This window comes from Anaerostipes sp. (assembly GCF_018381315.1).
Taxonomy (GTDB): Bacteria; Bacillota; Clostridia; order Lachnospirales; family Lachnospiraceae; genus Anaerostipes.
In genome coordinates, this window is the sequence record NZ_JAGZSD010000015.1 from 30,809 (window position 1) to 49,237 (window position 18,429).

Genomic DNA, 18,429 nt, shown 5'->3' on the forward strand with positions numbered 1-18,429 from the left:
TCAGAGATGAGGAATATTTTAATGTGTTTTCCGGTACTCCGACGGAAGTATGCCTGTCTCCTCCTTAAATACTTTGCTCATATACTTTGGATCCATATATCCTGCAAGCGCAGCAATCTGGCTTAATTTAAGGTTAGTCGTTACCAGAAGCTTTTTTATCTCTCTAATCCTCTTTTCTTTGATCAGTACAGTAAATGAACTTCCTGTCTCCTTTTTTATCTGGCTGCTCAGGTATTCTTCTGAGACACATAACTTGTCCGCTATTTCTCCCAGTGTAATTCCCTGGCTGTAATAGTTTTCTATCATTCTGACTGCCTTTGCAGCAGTGCTTTCTTTTACTTTTTGCTTATCTGAAAACTTATCCACAGGTATATGCCCTATTTCTTCTTTTAATACACACTTAATCTCATCCCATGTAACAGCCCTTATTAAAGCACCCATATTTTTCTGCACAAACAGCTCACTCCCGGGCTTCTTTCCATATTCGCTCATGGTGTGGATGATTGTCCAAAAGCATCTAATGCACGCCTCTTTGATTGATTCAGGTTCATAATATTTTTCTCTGCATTTTCTCAAAAACAGATTCAGACACTCTGACATTTTTTTTTGATCGGCGTTGATAACAGCTTTCCTTATATCATGATCCAGATTTACCGGATAATTCATTGAACAAACCTGACTCTTTTTTATTTTTTCTTCGGTCAAAAGAGTTCCTTTTTCAAATACCAAGTTCCATTCCTGAAGTTTCTTGATCCTCTGCCGGGCAGACTGAAGTTCCATGATATTATTTGCTTTCTCCCATGCAAAGCTGATATCTCCTTTTATATTTTCACAAAACATAGGAATCACATGATTTTGTATATATTCTTCTATATCTGACATTTTCCAATAATACAGAATTAAATAATAATTCTTTTCTGACTTTGCCACAGTAAAATAAAACAGGGTATTTTGTTTCAAACGTTCGATTAGTTCCAATGCTGTTATATTTGATTCTTTTTGATTTTCAGGCAGATAGAAACTTAGCAGGTAAAGTTCTTTTTCGTGGTTAATCGAATATTTTTCCTTCAGCATGACAGCCATTTCCTCTTCAAAATGTCCATTCAGACAGTTCTGAAAAATGTGATCCAGTGACAGAAGTTTTTTCCCCCTGTTCTCTTTCTCCAGCTGCCCTTTGATTTCTTCCAGTGCCTCCTTCAGTTCTTTTATTTTCATAGGCTTTAACAGATATTTACTGACCCCCAGTTCTATTGACTGCTGAGCATATTCAAAATCAGAGTATGCAGTCAGCACTATGACCTTTGCCCGCAGTTTTTTTTCCCGCAGCTTTTTAAGCATTGCAAGTCCGTCCATATCGGGCATCTGAATATCCATAAGAATAACTTCCGGTTTCATCTTTTCTATAAGATCCAGCCCTTTGCTTCCTGTGGAGGCACTACCTGCCGTCTCATAGGAATGGTCCAGCTTCGGAATGATCTTTGACAGTCCTTCTCTGATCGGCTTTTCATCTTCCACTACTACAATTTTCATGATCACACCTCTTCCTTCTCCGGCAGAAACATATGAACTTTTGTATACGTTTCCGCTTTGCTTTCAAAATAAAGACCTGCTTCTTCCCCGTAATACAGCTTCAGTCTTTTCCTTACATTGACAATACCAAGATGATGTCCAAGTTCTGCATTCTCTTGATTCAGTACAGACAGCACACCAGGATCTATCCCCCTTCCATTGTCTGAAATCACAATATGGATCTGTCCATCCAATTTTTCTGCTTTGATTTTTATTCTGCAGTCCTTCTGGTTATCCCCAAATGCATACTTAATTGAATTTTCCACAAACGGCTGAAGCAGCAGCTTATGTATGTTTATTTTCATCAGCGGATCCGGTATATCGATTTCTGTTTTCAGTTCGTGCTCCATTCTGGTTTTCTGGAGCACGATATACTGTCTCAGCCAATAAATTTCTTTTTCCAACACTGCCGGCTCCCCCACATTCCGCACGCTGTATCTGAGAATATCTGCCAGCGCCCCTATCATTTCACTGACCTCAAACTGTCCTGTTTCAATTGCTTTCCAGTTAATTGTATCCAATGTATTATAGAGAAAGTGGGGATCAATCTGTGCTTCCAGCACAGATATCTCTGCATTTTTTTGTTCAATGGCAGATTCTTTCACTTTCTTCAGCAGTATTTCTACCTGATCCACCACGTTGTTAAAACCGGATGCAATTCTCTGTATTTCATCCGGTGCATGTTCGTTCGGTACAATTTTTGCAGAAAAATCACCCGTCTCTGCCTGGCTCATTGTTTTTACTGCCAAATTTACAGAGTCAATCACAGGTCTGGTAAATTTATATACAAGAACCGTGAGCAGCACAATAATTCCAAGGGCCGTGGCCAGATACATTCCCGACTGTTCCATTATCATCTGATGATATTTCTTAAGAGAGTAATCATTTACAATGGTCCAGCCGCTCATTTTATTTTTTACTTTTGCCTCTTGGTATTTGGTCTGATCCGTTTTTATTTTTTCTTGTCCAATTAAACTTTTTTTCTTTGAGCTGACAATCTGCGGTCCTGCACAAAGATAGACTTCATTTCCTCTTTGGCTGTTTATCACTTCCGCCAAAACCGATTCATCTGCCGTCAGAATAACAGCTCCTACTTTTTTATGAATATCTCTGTAATCAATGAGTTTTCTTTGTATATGAAACTGATAGATTTCCTGTCCCCCTGAATTGACTGGTCCTCCGGAAGGAGAATAAAAAAATCCCTTGTACCCGGTCACATTTGTCATCATAGAAGAATGAATCCAGCTGCTGTTTACAGAGGAAGAGGAAAGACGGTCATAAAAAATCAGCTGACCTTTTTTTGTCTCGATGGTAATCCCATTGATTCCTGTATTCCGGTTGCATATATGGCTCAGTTTTCTTCTGAGCCTGCTGCTGTTCACCTCCAGATCATTTTGGTCATTGTTAATCTCATCAACAATCCGTATCACATCGTCATCTGTACAAAGATCATAGAGGATCGTATGGTACTTATCCAAAACCATATTCAGGCACTTATCTGCCTTCTCTGTATTTTCTTTCAGCTGAATTTTAAGGCTGTCTTTCATATTCATCCTCAGTCTTATAAGAGAAAATACTGAAAGACAAAGGATCGGGACCAGAGCAGAAATCAAAAGTGCCGGTATCAGCTTCTGCCTGAGATTCTTTGCCTTTTTCAATGATTCTCCCTTCTGATCTTCCTGATCTTTTCTGCTGTATGTACCAGATTTTCCTCATAACCAGTGCCGTCAATGATGGTATCTCCTATAACATCAGATAAGATCATTGATATATCCGGCCATTCTTTTGTAAACTCCCTTGGCCTTGCCGTTTGGAATATTTCCTTGAACATTTCCTTTTTCTCATCACCGGCAAACTGTTTTGAAAAAACATCCTTTCTCGGCGAAAGAAATCCAAAACCGTCCAGATATTGTTCCATATTCCTTTTATCAGCCAGATATTTTACAAAGGAGACAGCCTCCTTCTGATGCTTTCCTCTTGTTACTCCAAGAATTTCCCCTCCCACTACGGACACCTTCTTTTTATCTTTATCAGACGGAAGGAAGGCAACGCCGAAATCCAGATTGGGATTTTGCTCCCGTATGGTATCCACTGTCATCGGTGAATTAAACATCATAGCTACATTTTCTTTTATAAATTGATTTGTAAGATCCCCAAGTGTCAGACTGATGCACTGTCTGCTCATGGCTTTTTTCCGCACAAGCTTAGTTATCAGTTCAAAGGCTCTTCTGCTCTCCGATGAACTAATCTTGTCGGCATCCCCTTCCATAGACCACAGAATCGGAAGAAATTCATACATGGTCTCTTCACTTTGAAGGGCTGTCATTCCAAAACCATATGTATCCTTGTCCGTAAGTTTTACTGCCGCTCTATAAAAATCATCCCAGGTTTGGGGTACTTTTATGTTTTTTTTATGAAACATCCTTTTGTTATAGATCAATGCCGGACAATTCAGTCCAAAAGGCAGTCCGCAGATTTTTCCATCTGCTCGGCATGCATCCAATGCCTCAGAAAAATATTCTTCTTCTTCAACTTCTTCTGTCAAATCCTTAAACTTTTTCAGAGAATGAAAGTATTTAAAATCAGCAGAATCCACCAGAGCCAGATCAGGCATTGTTCCGTCTGTCATGCTGAGCGCCAGCTGCTTTTTGAGATCTTCATCCGGAATATATTTTACAGTAACTTTCACTTTATCCTGTGAATTATTATATTCCTCTACAAGGTTTAAAAGTTGTTTTTGATTATGAGGAATATCCCAGTAATGCCACAGAATAATCTCTGTTCTGCGTTTTTCTGTATCATATTTTTTTGAATTACAGCCCGACAGAAGACCTGCACAGATAAAAACTGTCAGACAGCAGATCCATAATTTTTTCATATTTTGCTCCTTAACAACTTAAAAACAGACAGCTACTGCCAAGCTGCCTGTTTCTAAGTTAGGTATTGGAATAAATTTATATTTACTGAGTTTTTTCAGGTGTATGCCATTCCCAGTCACGAATTTCCGGGAGATCCTGTCCATACTCAGAAATATACTGCTTGTGTGCGACCAGCTTGTCGCGCATTTGCTGTACAAGGTAAGAACCGCGGTTTCCAAGCTGAGGAAGCTGTTCAATAGCATCCATCACCAGGTGGAAGCGGTCAATTTCATTCTGCACTCTCATATCAAATGGAGTTGTAATCGTTCCTTCTTCCTGATATCCATGTACGTAGAGGTTCTTATTCTGTCTCTTATATGTAAGTTCGTGAACCAGTGTCGGATATCCATGGAATGCAAAAATGATCGGTTTGTCTTTTGTAAAAATTGCATTATATTCTGCATCACTCAATCCATGAGGATGCTGTGTCTGCGGCTGAAGTTTCATTAAATCTACAACGTTGACAGCCCGGATCTTAAGTTCCGGAATATAATCTCTTAAAATTGTGATTGCAGCCATTGTTTCCAATGTCGGTGTATCACCGCAGCATGCCATGACAATATCCGGCTCATCATTCTGGTCATTGCTTGCCCATTCCCAAATGCCGATTCCCTGTTTGCAGTGTTTTACTGCCTGTTCCATATCAAGCCACTGAATACTTGGGTGCTTGGAGGTTACCATGACATTCACATAATTTTTGCTTTTAATACAGTGGTTAAAACAGTTCAGCAGACAGTTTGTATCCGGCGGAAGGTAAAGCCTTACCACATCTGCTTTTTTATTTGCAACATGGTCTAAGAATCCGGGATCCTGATGAGTATATCCGTTGTGATCCTGCTGCCATACATTGGAGCTTAAAATAAAGTTTAAAGATGCAATCTTCTGTCTCCAAGGAAGCTCAGAAGTCACCTTGAGCCATTTCGCATGCTGGCTTACCATAGAGTCTACAATTCGGATAAATGCCTCGTAGCTTGCAAAAAATCCATGACGTCCGGTCAGTATATATCCTTCCATCCATCCCTCGCACATATGCTCGCTCAGCATAGCATCCATGATCCGCCCGTCAGAAGCAAGAAATTCATCATTATCTTTCTGATCTGCATTCCAGTCTCTGTTTGCTGCCTCAAAAACCTTCCACAGACGATTGGACATAGTCTCATCTGGTCCGAAAATCCGGAAATTTTTATTTTCTTCATTCAGCTTGAAGATATCTCTTACAAATCCGCCAAGCTCAATCATATCCTGTGCTTTCAGCTTTCCGGGTTCTTTTACATCAAGGGCATAATCCTTAAAATCAGGAAGCCTTAAATCTCTCAGTAAAAGTCCTCCGTTGGCATGTGGATTTGCTGCCATTCTCCGGTTTCCGTCCGGTGTCAGTTCCTCCAGTTCCGGAATAAGACGTCCGTTTTCATCAAACAGCTCTTCCGGATGATAGCTTAATAACCACTCTTTCAGCTGATCTAAATGTTCCGGCTGTTCCATGGTCATCGGCACCTGATGAGCACGAAAAGTTCCCTCAATTTCATTTCCGTCCACTACTTTCGGTCCCGTCCATCCTTTTGGCGTGCGCAGCACAATCATCGGCCACATAGGACGCTTTGTATTTCCTTCTTCTCTTGCTTTTTTCTGTATTTCTTTAATATCTGTAATTGCAGCATCCAATGTCTCTGCCATTTTCCTGTGCATCGGCATCGGATCGCTTCCCTCTACGAAGTATGGCTTCCATCCGCATCCCTCAAAGAACTTTTCCAATTCTTCATGGGAGATTCTTGAAAATACTGTAGGGTTGCTGATTTTATATCCGTTTAAGTGAAGAATGGGCAGCACTGCACCGTCCGTCACAGGGTTTAAAAATTTATTTGAATGCCATGCTGTAGCAAGAGGACCTGTTTCAGCCTCCCCGTCTCCTACAACACATGCTGTGATCAATTCCGGATTATCAAATACGGCCCCGAATGAATGAGCCAGTGAATATCCAAGTTCTCCTCCTTCATGGATAGATCCCGGTGTCTCCGGCGCAACGTGGCTTGAAATTCCTCCCGGGAAAGAAAACTGTTTAAATAATTTTTTCATTCCTTCCATATCACGGCTGACATTCGGGTAAACTTCACTGTAAGTTCCTTCTAAATAGGCATTGGCTACCATAAAGTTTCCGCCGTGGCCTGGTCCTGAGATATAGATCATGTCCAGATCATACTCTTTGATCACACGGTTTAAATGCGTATAGATAAAATTTTGTCCCGGAACAGTTCCCCAGTGGCCTACGATTTTTTTCTTAATCTGTTCTTCTGTCAGCGGTTCACGAAGCAGAGGATTATCCAGTAAATACAGCTGTCCGGCAGACAGGTAGTTGGCTGCACGCCAGTACGCATCCATTTTCTGCAGAAGCTCATCGGACAGTTTTTGATTGTCTTGCATGTTTTCTCCTTTCATTTTTAAAACTCTAAGAATAACAACACTTGTTAAAAAGGGAATTTATAACGAGGTAAACGATAATACTTGTTGCTTGTACGTGCAACTTGTTTTTCAAAAACCACAGATTAATCGACAAACTTCGTAAAAAAACAAACAAAAAAACGAAATCCCCAATAAAGGATTCCGCTTTTTTATAGATTTCCGTTATTTCGATTTTAGACAGCTTCCGTCTCGCCTTTCAGTCCATAAAATGCCCCTGGAATCTCTGATTCTTTGTGGGCAATCAGCCATTTGTTTCTGGCATAAAGAATTTTATCTTTTTCTGTCTGGACCTTCTGCCGGAACGGTTCACTTGTATGTTTCGGTGCAATACAAATCACCTTTAATCCATAACCATTGATATTACAAGGGGTACAGTGCAGGACACCGCAGTTTAATTCTACGGCTGTGCCTTTCGGCACAAAAAATGCCTCCATCTTTGATGTATGATACTCACCGTTAGGTTCAATATCTTCACTGAGTCCAAAATACATCACACAGTCTGTCGCAGCAATATGTACCACCTTTGAATGATGATATTCCACTCCATGAATCCTGTGATTATGTCCGCTTAAATATCCGATCTGGACAGGAAGCTCATGGAAAAGTTCACACTGAATCTTATGACACACAGGAAGATCTTCCATTTCTTTCACTGACAGCTGCTCTTCAAAATATTTTGCCGGCGGTACACTGTCCATATACTGTGTCAGTTCACTGAAATCTACATTCTCTATGACATTGCCATATTTCTTAAATTCTGGTTCAAAAATATACCTTAACATTCTATCGTCTCCTTTTTATCTCTAAAAATTTAGAAATAAGAAAATCTATCTTTATCATTTTACATAATTCTGCCAAAAATGCTATAAAGATTTCTTTTCAAATTCTTTAAGTTTTTATGAACTTCTGGTATATTCTTGCCATTTACTGAGAAATTATTCCAGATATTTTACTTTATAGTCTGCTACTGCCGTCTCATACAAATTATGTCCTCTGCTGTCAATCACAACGATGACAGGCAGTTCTTCCACTTTAAGCTTTCTGACAGCTTCAGTTCCAAGATCATCATACGCTACAACCTGAGCTTCTTTAATACATTTTGAAAGCAGTGCTCCGGCTCCTCCAACTGCTGCAAAATAAACAGCCCCGTTCTCTTTCATAGAATCAATCACAGCCTGGGACCTCTTTCCTTTTCCGATCATTCCCTTTAATCCCATGGAAAGCATGAGAGGCGTATATTTATCCATTCTGCTGCTGGTAGTAGGGCCTGCTGACCCGATTACCTGGCCTTCTCTTGCCGGTGTCGGCCCTAAATAATATATAATCTGATTTTTAAGATCAACCGGCAGATCTTTCCCCTCAGCTGCCGCTTCATACATTCTTTTATGTGCCGCATCTCTTGCAGTATAGATTGTGCCGGTCAGATAAACATAATCTCCTGCCTGCAGTTCTTTCAGCTCATCTGCTGATGCCGGAACTTTTACATACTTATTCATCTTTCCATCTCTCCTTATAAAACCCGGTGCACATGACGGTTGACGTGACAGCATATATTTACAGCCAAAGGCATGCCTGCTATATGGGTAGGATAGGTCTCTATATTGACTCCAAGGGCAGTGGTGCTTCCGCCAAGCCCTCCCGGCCCGATGCCAAGCCTGTTGATCTCTTCTAAAAGTTCTTCCTCCAGTTTTCGGATATGCTCCTTTTCTGACCTCTGGTCCAGATTTCTCGTCAAAGCTTTCTTTGCAAGAAATGCTGCCTTTTCAAAGCTTCCGCCCAGACCCACACCTACAACCATAGGAGGACACGCATTCGGACCTGCATCTTTTACTGCTTCCAGAACAGAATTTTTTACGCCTTCTGCTCCGTCTGCAGGCTTCAGCATGAAGACCCTGCTCATATTTTCACTGCCAAATCCCTTAGGAGCAACTAAAATTTCAAGTTTATCCCCGGAAACAATATCGATATGCACAATTGCCGGTGTATTATCTTTTGTATTTTCCCTGATCAACGGATCTTTTACAACAGATTTTCTTAAATAACCTTCTTCATATCCCTGACGGACACCCTCATTCACTGCATCGTGAAGATCCTGTCCTTCAATGTGAAGATCCTGTCCTATATTCAGAAATACTACTGCCATCCCCGTATCCTGACAGATCGGGATCTGCTCTTCCCCGGCGATTTTCATATTTTCGCAAAGCTGGCAGAGAATCTGTTTTCCGAGAGGGGTCTTCTCTGTAGTGGCCGCATGTTCCAGCCTGCTTTTCATATCATCAGACAGGAACAGATTTGCCTCTATGCACATTTCTTTGATGCTCTGGATAATTTTATCTGTATGGATTGTTCTCATAATTTCCTCCAAAATCATATTCATCCAATATTCTGCTGTGAAACACGAAGTCAGAGCACAGACAAATAACCCATGCTCTGACCGCCGTTTTTTATTCTGTTTCTTCCGGATCTTCTGTCTCATCTTCTACTTCTTCATCCCGGACTTTCGCCAGACTTGCGACAATCACATTGTCATCCACATTCATAAGTTTTACGCCGGAAGTATTTCTTCCAAGCATTGAGATGCCGTCCACGCTCATTCGGATAACAACACCTTCTGTGGTAATCATCAGAACTTCATTTTCCTCATCCACAGCTTTGACTCCGACAACGTCTCCTGTCTTGTCTGTGATCTTATAGCAGCGGATGCCTTTTCCTCCTCTGTGCTGAGGCGTAAACTCTGTCATCATCGTCCTTTTGCCCATGCCGTTCTCAGACACAAACAACAGTGCTTCTCCCTGGGCACTCAGCTGCATTCCAATGACTTCATCATCGCCGTCCAAGTTAATGCCGCGGACACCCATAGCTGTACGTCCAATAGATCTTACATCGGTTTCGTGGAACCGAATGCACTGTCCGTTTTTAGTCACAAGGAATACATCCTGATCATCATCCGTAAACTTCACTTCAATCAGTTCATCATTTTCTTTCAGCGTAATTGCCAGAAGACCTGTTTTTCTTATGTTGGCATATTCCATGATTGGTGACTTTTTCACCACTCCGCTCTTAGTAGCCATAAACAGATAATGATTTTCTTTGTATTCGTTGATCGGGATCACTGCCGTTATCTTTTCATCCGGCTGAAGCTGAATCAGATTCACAATAGCAGTTCCCCTTGCTGTCCGGCTGCTCTCCGGAATTTCATAAGCTTTCAGACGGTAGACTCTGCCCATATTTGTAAAGAACATGATATAGTGATGGGATGTAGTCATAAACAGCTCTTCAATGTAATCCTCATCGATGGTCTGCATTCCTTTGATACCTTTTCCGCCCCTGTTCTGGCTCTTAAAAGTATCCATCGTCATTCTCTTAATATATCCCAGCTTTGTCATGGTAATGATCGTATTTTCTTTCGGAATCAGATCCTCCATGGAAATATCATTTACATCAAAGCCTATGGAAGTTCTTCTGTCATCGCCGTATTTATCACGGATCAAGATCATCTCATCTTTGATAACTCCAAGAAGCAGTTTTTCATCAGCAAGAATAGCCTTTAATTCTGTGATCTTTTCCATCAGCTCGTTATATTCTTTTTCAAGCTTGGCCCGCTCCAAACCATTCAGTGCCCGAAGTCGCATATCCACGATAGCCTGTGCCTGCGGATCTGTCAGTGCAAAGCGGTCCATGAGCTGTATTTTGGCTTCAGAAATATTGGCAGCCGCTCTGATAATTTTGATCACTTCATCAATATTATCCTGTGCGATGAGCAGTCCTTCCAGGATATGAGCCCGTTCTTCCGCCTTATTCAGCTCATATTTTGTCCTTCTTGTCACAACATCCTTCTGGTGCTCCAGATAATAATTGAGCATCTCAAACAGATTCAGGATTTTGGGTTCATTGTTGACCAAAGCCAGCATAATAACACCGAATGTATCCTGAAGCTGAGTGTGCTTAAACAGACGGTTTAAGACAACGTTTGCATTGGCATCTCTTCTGAGCTCAATACAGATTCTCATACCGGTTCTGTCAGACTCATCCCTTATCTCTGTAATACCGTCTACCTTTTTCTCTTTTACAAGCTCTGCTATCTTCTGAATCAGCCTTGCTTTATTGACCATATACGGAAGCTCTGTTACAACAATTCTCTGCTTTCCGTTGGCCATTGGTTCAATATCAGTTACAGCACGCACCTTGATCTTTCCGCGTCCTGTGCGGTATGCCTGGCTGATACCTGCTTTTCCTAAAATAGTGGCTCCTGTTGGGAAATCCGGTCCTTTTACGATATCCAAAAGCTCTTCTATATCGGTGACACGGTTATTTTCCACCTTGTCGTCAATGATCCTTACTACTGCATTGATAACCTCTCTTAAGTTATGGGGAGGTATATTAGTAGCCATACCTACCGCAATTCCCTGTGTGCCGTTTACCAGCAGGTTAGGAAATCTTGAAGGGAGAACCTGAGGTTCTTTTTCTGTCTCATCAAAGTTGGGGATAAAGTTTACCGTATCTTTTCCGATATCAGCCAGCAGTTCCATAGAAATTTTGCTGAGTCTCGCCTCTGTATAACGCATTGCCGCAGCGCCGTCTCCGTCCACAGAACCAAAGTTTCCATGTCCGTCCACGAGAGGATAACGGGTAGACCACTCCTGAGCCATATTAACCAAAGCCCCGTAAATAGAACTGTCTCCGTGAGGATGATATTTACCCATGGCATCCCCGACGATACGTGCACATTTACGGTGCGGTTTATCCGGTCCGTTATTCAGTTCAATCATCGCATAAAGGATTCTTCTCTGAACTGGCTTCAGCCCGTCCCTTACATCCGGAAGGGCTCTGGCTGCGATAACGCTCATGGCATAATCGATGTAGGAATTCTCCATTGTCTGCTTCAGATCAACGTCATGAACTTTATCAAAGATTGTATTTTCGTCCATAAATTATATTCCTTCCTATACGTCCAGGTTATGGACATATTTTGCATTGGCTTCAATAAACTCCCGTCTTGGTTCTACCTGGTCACCCATTAACGTGGTGAAGGTCAGGTCAATTTCTGATGCGGAATCCTCATCAATGGTCACCCTGAGCAGCACTCTCTTGTCAGGATCCATAGTGGTATCCCAAAGCTGTTCGGCATCCATCTCTCCCAGACCTTTGTAGCGCTGGATCTTATTGTTGTTATCCCTGCCGATTTCATTGACAATATTATTCAGTTCCTGGTCTGTGTAAGCATACCAGAACTTTTTATTTCTCTCCACCCTGTAAAGAGGCGGCTGAGCCATATATACATAACCTTCTTTGATCAGATCCGGCATAAACCGGTAAAAGAAGGTCAAAAGCAGAGTAGCAATATGCGCGCCGTCCACATCGGCATCAGTCATAATAATAATTTTATGATATCTGAGCTTCTCAATATCAAAATCATCATGGATTCCGGTTCCGAACGCTGTAATCATCGCCTGAATTTCTTTATTCATCAGAATCTTATCCAGCCTGGATTTCTCTACATTCAGGATCTTTCCTCTCAGAGGCAGTATTGCCTGGGTTGCACGGGACCTGGCTGTCTTTGCAGATCCGCCGGCGGAATCTCCCTCAACAATATAAATCTCACAGTTCTCCGGATTCTTATCGGAACAGTCCGCCAGTTTTCCGGGCAGGCTGAATCCGTCCAAGGCAGTTTTTCTTCTGGTCAGATCCCTGGCTTTTCTCGCAGCATCCCTGGCTCTCTGGGCCAGAACTGCCTTTTCACATATGATCTTTGCAACAGCAGGATTTTGTTCCAGAAAATAAGTCAGCTGCTCATTTACAATGCTGTTGACTGCCCCTCTTGCCTCACTGTTTCCAAGCTTCTGTTTTGTCTGTCCTTCAAACTGAGGCTCCCCAAGTTTGATGCTGATGACAGAGGTAAGCCCCTCTCTTATATCTTCGCCTGAAAGATTGCTCTCATTTTCCTTCAGAAGTTTATTTTTTCTAGAATAGTCATTAAATGTGGTAGTCAGTGCATTTTTAAATCCGGACAGATGAGTTCCTCCCTCCGGCGTGATGATATTATTAACAAAGCTCAATGAATTCTCGTTATAAGAATCATTGTGCTGCATGGCAACTTCCACATAGACTCCGTCTTTTTCTCCTTCACAGTAAATCACCTGGTCATACAGTGCTTCTTTCCCTTTATTCAGGTAGGTAACGAACTCTTTGATTCCGCCTTCATAGTGAAAAACTTCCTGTACAGGTTCTTCCTGGCGTTCATCTGTCAGAATAATCTTCAGATTTTTGGTAAGAAATGCAGTCTCCCGGAGACGCTGCCTCAAAGTTTTGTAGTCAAATACTGTCTCCTCAAAAATTGTATCGTCAGGAAGAAAACTGACCTCTGTGCCGTTCCTGTCAGTTTCTCCCACAACCTTCAGCGGATAGCAGACTTTTCCCTTCTCATACCGCTGATTATATATTTTTCCGTCAGTATGGACATTGACTTCCAGCCAATTAGACAGAGCATTTACGACAGATGAACCTACACCGTGCAGACCTCCTGATACCTTGTATCCTCCGCCTCCGAACTTTCCTCCTGCATGAAGAATTGTAAATACAACTTCCACGCTGGAGACACCCTTTTTCTTATTGAGGCCTACCGGGATACCCCTTCCGTTGTCACGCACCGTGACGGAATTATCCTTGTTCAGTGTCACATAAATCGTATCACAGTATCCTGCCAGTGATTCATCGACCGCATTGTCCACAATTTCATATACTAAATGGTGAAGCCCTTTGGCGGAAGTACTTCCAATGTACATTCCGGGCCTTTTCCGTACAGCTTCCAATCCCTCCAAGATCTGAATCTGATCTGCACCATATTCTCCTTTTTTCTCTGTGCCCATACGTTCCTCCTAATTTTCTCTGACAATTTTACCCGATTTAACCTGAAACATTTTGTCAATCTGCAGATGACTGTTAATAAATTCTTCCAGCCCGGTACACGTGATCAGTGTCTGAATGTCCTTTATACTGTCCAAAAGATAATTCTTCCGGCTGCTGTCCAATTCTGACAGAACATCGTCCAAAAGCAGAATCGGTGTCTCGCCGGTCTGTCTCTTTACCAACTCGATCTGAGCAAGTTTCAGTGAAAGAGCTGCTGTCCGCTGCTGGCCCTGTGAGCCAAACTTACGGATATCGATCCCATTCACAAGAAACTCAATATCATCACGGTGCGGGCCTGCCCCTGTAGAAGCATATCTCAGGTCAATCTCCCTCTTTTTCTGTAAAACAGTCAGAAACTCATCATAGTTCACACTATAATCATATTTTAAATCAATTTTTTCTTTTTTTCCGGTGAGATTTTTATGAATCCCGCGAATAATCCCATTGAGGTCCTCTATAAATCTCTGACGGTAACGGATTACCTCCGATCCATACCTGACAAGCTGTAAATCCCAACTGTCTAATGTATCCAAAAGATCTCTCTGATAAGCCAGCTGTTTTAATAAGTTGTTCCTCTGGGTCATTACTTTGTTATAGCTGGAAAGCTGGTGAAGATACATTTTCTCCAGCTGTGAAAGCTCAATATCTAAAAACTTTCTCCGCTCAGCAGGACCATTCTTGATGATGCTCAGATCCTCCGGAGAAAAAAAGATAACCGGAACAAACCCCAGAAGATCACTGGATCTTTTGATTGGAATCTGATCAATGGCGGCTCCCTTTGTCTTGCTCTTTTTTAAGTGCATGTCAATCTGATGCCCGATATCCTGCTTTACAAGATGGATCCTTATGTGGGACTCATTTTCTCCGAACCGGATAATCTCACGGTCTTTGCTTCCCCTGTGAGATTTCGTTGTAGCTCCAAGATATACTGCCTCCAGGATATTCGTCTTTCCCTGTGCATTATCACCGTATAGAATATTGGTTCCCTTTGAAAACTCAATAATCAAGCGGTCATAATTCCGATAATTTTTTAGCTCTAAAGACTGAATATACATAAGGCACCCAACTATTTCACAATTTTTACAGCTTGGCCGTCAAATTCTATGACTTCACCGCCGTACAGCTTTTTCCCGCGCCTTGTGTCAATCTCTCCGTTGACACTGACTAGGCCGTCCTGAATGACGATCTTCGCTTCCACACCAGAACCTACAAGCCCCGCAGCCTTTAATGCCTGGCCAAGTTTGATGTAATCTTCACTTAATTTGATCTGCTCCATTAAAATTTCCTTTCTAGTGGTTGAAATTTACAGGAAGTATTAAATAAATATAGGATTCAGAACTGTCTTTAATAAAACAAGGCGCTTTTGGATTGACAAGATAAATATTAATCTCCTCATCATCAATAACCCGAAGCACATCCATCAAAAATTTTGGATTAAATCCGATCAGAATATCTCTTCCTTCTTTCTGGATTAAAATGTTTTCCTCCATGGAACCAAAGAAAGATGAAATATTTAATTCCAGAGAATTGTCTGTAATATTAATGACAATCGGTTTTTTGTCTGATTCCCTGATCAGCAGGCTGGCACGGTCAATACAGTCCAGAAATTCTTTTTTATTGATGGTAATCTTTGTCTCGTAATCACTGGACAGCATCTGGCTTATTTTATAGTATTCCCCTTCCAAAAGTCTTGAAACAACTCTTGTCTGATCAAATTCAAATAAGATATGCTTATTAGTAACATAAATTATAACATCTTTTTCTGCATCACCGGAAATTATTTTTGTAATTTCCTGCAGTGTCTTTCCTGGAACGACAACTTTAAAGGAGTCAAAACTCTCTTTCAGTTCTATATTTCTGATAGAAATCCTGTGTCCGTCCAATGATACAACATTCAGTTTGTTATTTTCAACTTCAAAAAGTTCCCCTGTCATCAGCTTATTGTTTTCATTATCAGATATGGAAAAAATTGTCTGTCTGATAACCTCTTTTAATGTAAACTGCGAAAGAGTAATGCTTTTCTCTTTTTCAATCTCAGGAAGATAAGGAAATTCAGAGCCTTCTTGTCCTACAATATGGAAACATGCTTTTTCACAAGTAATGGTTGCCTTGTAGTCAGAATCTGTTTCAATAGTTACGTCATTATCCGGAAGTTTTCTGACAATCTCAAAAAATAGTTTAGCATCCAGGGCTATTTTCCCTTGTTCTAATATATTTCCTTCAATGTTTGTTTCAATGCCTAATTCCATATCATTGGCAGTCAAAGTAATGGTACCTGCACTGGCTTCAATGAGAATACATTCAAGAATAGGCAGTGTTGTCTTGTTTGAAACAGCTTTGGATACAATGCTGACACCGGAAACAAGGTCGGTTCTATTACAAACGATTTTCATATTGTGTATAACTCCTTTCAGGTTCAAAAATACTTAAATATATATTAAAAATCCGCAGTATTAGCCGTAGGGGCTGTGGATTTGTGAATAACCCTAAAAAATGGCTTAATTTAAGGCTGAATTAAGGTTAATAACTTGTTAAGAAGCCACGGATAAAGCATTCATAACTTTGAGGTTATCAACAAGCCTGAAATTAAGGTTAAAATTATCAACAGAAAAGGCACAGGTTATCCACAGAATAATGTGAACAAACCTTAAGAAGGGTTCATTTTCTTTATTATAATGTCAAGAGTCGTGGACAGTGTGTTGTCTTTCTGTAAATCTTTTTCTATTTTTTCTGAACCATGAATAACCGTAGAGTGATCCCTTTTGCCGAGAAATTCACCGATCTTAACGAATGAGGTATCAGTCAGCTTCTTACACAGATACATACAGATCTGTCTGGGATACGCAATATCATGGCTTCTCTTTTTTGATAAAATATCAGCAGGCTGAATATTGAAGTGTTCAGCCACCGTAGTGATAATTAAATCTGGTGTAATTTTGACAACAGTATCATTGTCTACAAGGTCTTTCAGGGCAATTTTAGCCAAATCAAGGTCAATCGGCCTTTTTTCCAGCTTGGAATATACTCTGATTTTGTTCAGCGCTCCCTCCAGTTCCCTGATATTGGATTTAATATTGGATGCTATGTAGTCAAATATGGCATCATCTATATAGATATGATCTAATTCGGCCCGTTTTCTTAAAATGGCAATTCTGGTTTCATAGTCGGGAGGCTGGATGTCAGCTGTGAGTCCGCAGCCAAAACGGGTACGCAGACGTTCCTCCAATGTTTCAATCTCTTTTGGAGGTTTATCGGAGGATATAATAATCTGGCTTTTGGAATTATAAAGGGCATTAAACGTATGGAAAAATTCCTGCTGGGTGCTGTCCTTACCTATTATAAACTGAATATCATCGATCAGGAGGACATCAATAGTACGGTACTTGTTCCGCAGTTCTTCCTGTTTATTGTGATGAATAGCGTTGATAACTTCATTGGTAAAGTCTTCACTGGTAACGTAAAGAACTTTGAGTTTGCTGTTATTTTCCATAATATAATGGGCGATGGAGTGCATCAGGTGAGTTTTGCCGAGTCCGGCGCCTCCATATAAAAACAGCGGATTATAAGCTTCAGCCGGAGCCTCTGCCACTGCGATGCAGGCAGCATGGGCCATCTGGTTATTTGTTCCGACGACAAAGCTGTCAAAAGTATACCTGGGATTCAGGTTATTGGAATCCTGAAGCTGAGTATCCGTACGGGATGCCGGAGCTTTTTTCTTTTTAGCTTCTTCCAGAACAAAAGAAATTTCGTATTTTTTACCTGTTATATCCTGAATCGCCAGAGAAATATAAAAGTCGTACATTTTACTTTCTATAAAATGTATACCTCTGGCATCGAAATTACTGTTCAATGACAAAACAATCTGATCGTCTTTCACTTCTTTGATGTTGAGCGGTTTAATCCAGGCGTTGATGGCAGCACTTGAAATATCATGTTCTTGTTCAAGTTTTAACAGAACGTCATCCCAGATCGCTTCGATTTCTTTCTTCATTGATTTTTTCGGACCTCTTTCTAAATAAGTTTAAAAAAATACACTATTACTAGTGTATAACAAAAGGATTTTTTTTTCAATCTTTCTTTCATATTATAAGTACAATGGTAATACAATGTATGTTGCCTGAGGAAAACTGTGGATAATTTTATTCACAAAATCAACACTAGGAAATATCAGGGGTTTCGACACATATAAACATTGGATTAACAAATATTTCACATAGTTGTCCACAGGTTATCCACAAATTGTGCATAACTTTTTAGAGGCCTACAACATCTATGGATGAAGAAATTTAATAACAAAAAAACGTAGAATATACTTGACTTATGCTGCAGTCTTTGACTATAATGGGAGTGATGTTTTTTAGAAAATATATGGTTTCATATATAATATTACTATTATTTGATTAAGGAGGTGTTTCTAGACATGAAAATGACATTTCAGCCAAAGAAAAGACAGAGATCTAAAGTTCATGGTTTCAGAAAAAGAATGAGCACTGCTAACGGAAGAAAAGTTATTAAAAGCAGAAGAGCAAAAGGAAGAAATAGATTGTCAGCATAGGTCGCAGTGATGTGACCTTTTCTT

14 protein-coding genes are annotated in these 18,429 nt (G+C 40.7%); 1 reads left to right on the forward strand and 13 read right to left on the reverse strand.

Features of this window, described 5'->3' with window-relative positions:
• Positions 1–18: 18 nt before the first annotated feature.
• The 13 genes from KH180_RS11670 to dnaA all read right to left on the reverse strand — a co-directional run bounded on the left by KH180_RS11670 (position 19) and on the right by dnaA (position 17,841).
• Positions 19–1,530, reverse strand: a complete 1,512-nt coding sequence (locus KH180_RS11670; protein WP_290760459.1) for a response regulator transcription factor — start codon at positions 1,528–1,530, stop codon at positions 19–21.
• Between the two features lie 2 nt (positions 1,531–1,532).
• On the reverse strand, positions 1,533–3,227 hold the full coding sequence (locus KH180_RS11675) for a sensor histidine kinase (protein ID WP_290760460.1): 1,695 nt from the start codon (positions 3,225–3,227) through the stop codon (positions 1,533–1,535).
• Positions 3,224–4,447: an ABC transporter substrate-binding protein gene (locus KH180_RS11680; RefSeq protein ID WP_290760463.1), complete on the reverse strand. Its 1,224-nt coding sequence runs from the start codon at positions 4,445–4,447 to the stop codon at positions 3,224–3,226. The genes KH180_RS11675 and KH180_RS11680 overlap by 4 nt, the downstream gene beginning before the upstream one ends.
• Before the next feature lie 82 nt (positions 4,448–4,529).
• Positions 4,530–6,905, reverse strand: a complete 2,376-nt coding sequence (locus tag KH180_RS11685; RefSeq protein ID WP_290760466.1) for a phosphoketolase family protein — start codon at positions 6,903–6,905, stop codon at positions 4,530–4,532.
• Positions 6,906–7,117: 212 nt separating this feature from the next.
• On the reverse strand, positions 7,118–7,726 hold the full coding sequence (locus KH180_RS11690; protein WP_290760469.1) for a DUF4867 family protein: 609 nt from the start codon (positions 7,724–7,726) through the stop codon (positions 7,118–7,120).
• A 153-nt stretch (positions 7,727–7,879) separates the two neighbouring features.
• Positions 7,880–8,440 (reverse strand): Fe-S-containing hydro-lyase, encoded by a 561-nt coding sequence (locus KH180_RS11695; protein ID WP_290760472.1) that lies wholly within the window; start codon positions 8,438–8,440, stop codon positions 7,880–7,882.
• Positions 8,441–8,454: 14 nt separating this feature from the next.
• Positions 8,455–9,297, reverse strand: coding sequence for a fumarate hydratase (locus tag KH180_RS11700; protein ID WP_290760474.1), 843 nt, complete (start codon positions 9,295–9,297; stop codon positions 8,455–8,457).
• 91 nt (positions 9,298–9,388) lie between these two features.
• Positions 9,389–11,872 (reverse strand): DNA gyrase subunit A, encoded by a 2,484-nt coding sequence (gene gyrA / locus KH180_RS11705; protein ID WP_290760476.1) that lies wholly within the window; start codon positions 11,870–11,872, stop codon positions 9,389–9,391.
• A gap of 15 nt (positions 11,873–11,887) precedes the next feature.
• Complete coding sequence (gyrB, locus tag KH180_RS11710) at positions 11,888–13,810, reverse strand: DNA topoisomerase (ATP-hydrolyzing) subunit B (RefSeq protein ID WP_290760479.1); 1,923 nt, start codon at positions 13,808–13,810, stop codon at positions 11,888–11,890.
• A 9-nt stretch (positions 13,811–13,819) separates the two neighbouring features.
• Positions 13,820–14,905 (reverse strand): DNA replication/repair protein RecF, encoded by a 1,086-nt coding sequence (gene recF / locus KH180_RS11715; RefSeq protein WP_290760481.1) that lies wholly within the window; start codon positions 14,903–14,905, stop codon positions 13,820–13,822.
• 11 nt (positions 14,906–14,916) lie between these two features.
• Positions 14,917–15,126 (reverse strand): RNA-binding S4 domain-containing protein, encoded by a 210-nt coding sequence (locus tag KH180_RS11720; RefSeq protein WP_290760484.1) that lies wholly within the window; start codon positions 15,124–15,126, stop codon positions 14,917–14,919.
• A 13-nt stretch (positions 15,127–15,139) separates the two neighbouring features.
• Positions 15,140–16,243, reverse strand: coding sequence for a DNA polymerase III subunit beta (dnaN, locus tag KH180_RS11725; protein WP_290760487.1), 1,104 nt, complete (start codon positions 16,241–16,243; stop codon positions 15,140–15,142).
• A 254-nt stretch (positions 16,244–16,497) separates the two neighbouring features.
• Positions 16,498–17,841: a chromosomal replication initiator protein DnaA gene (gene dnaA / locus KH180_RS11730; RefSeq protein ID WP_290760489.1), complete on the reverse strand. Its 1,344-nt coding sequence runs from the start codon at positions 17,839–17,841 to the stop codon at positions 16,498–16,500.
• Positions 17,842–18,270: 429 nt separating this feature from the next.
• On the opposite strand from dnaA, the gene rpmH reads away from it, so the two are divergent.
• The gene (gene rpmH, locus KH180_RS11735) at positions 18,271–18,405 is read left to right on the forward strand and encodes a 50S ribosomal protein L34 (RefSeq protein WP_006568113.1); all 135 of its coding nucleotides are present in this window, start codon (positions 18,271–18,273) and stop codon (positions 18,403–18,405) included.
• The last annotated feature ends 24 nt before the right edge of the window (positions 18,406–18,429 follow it).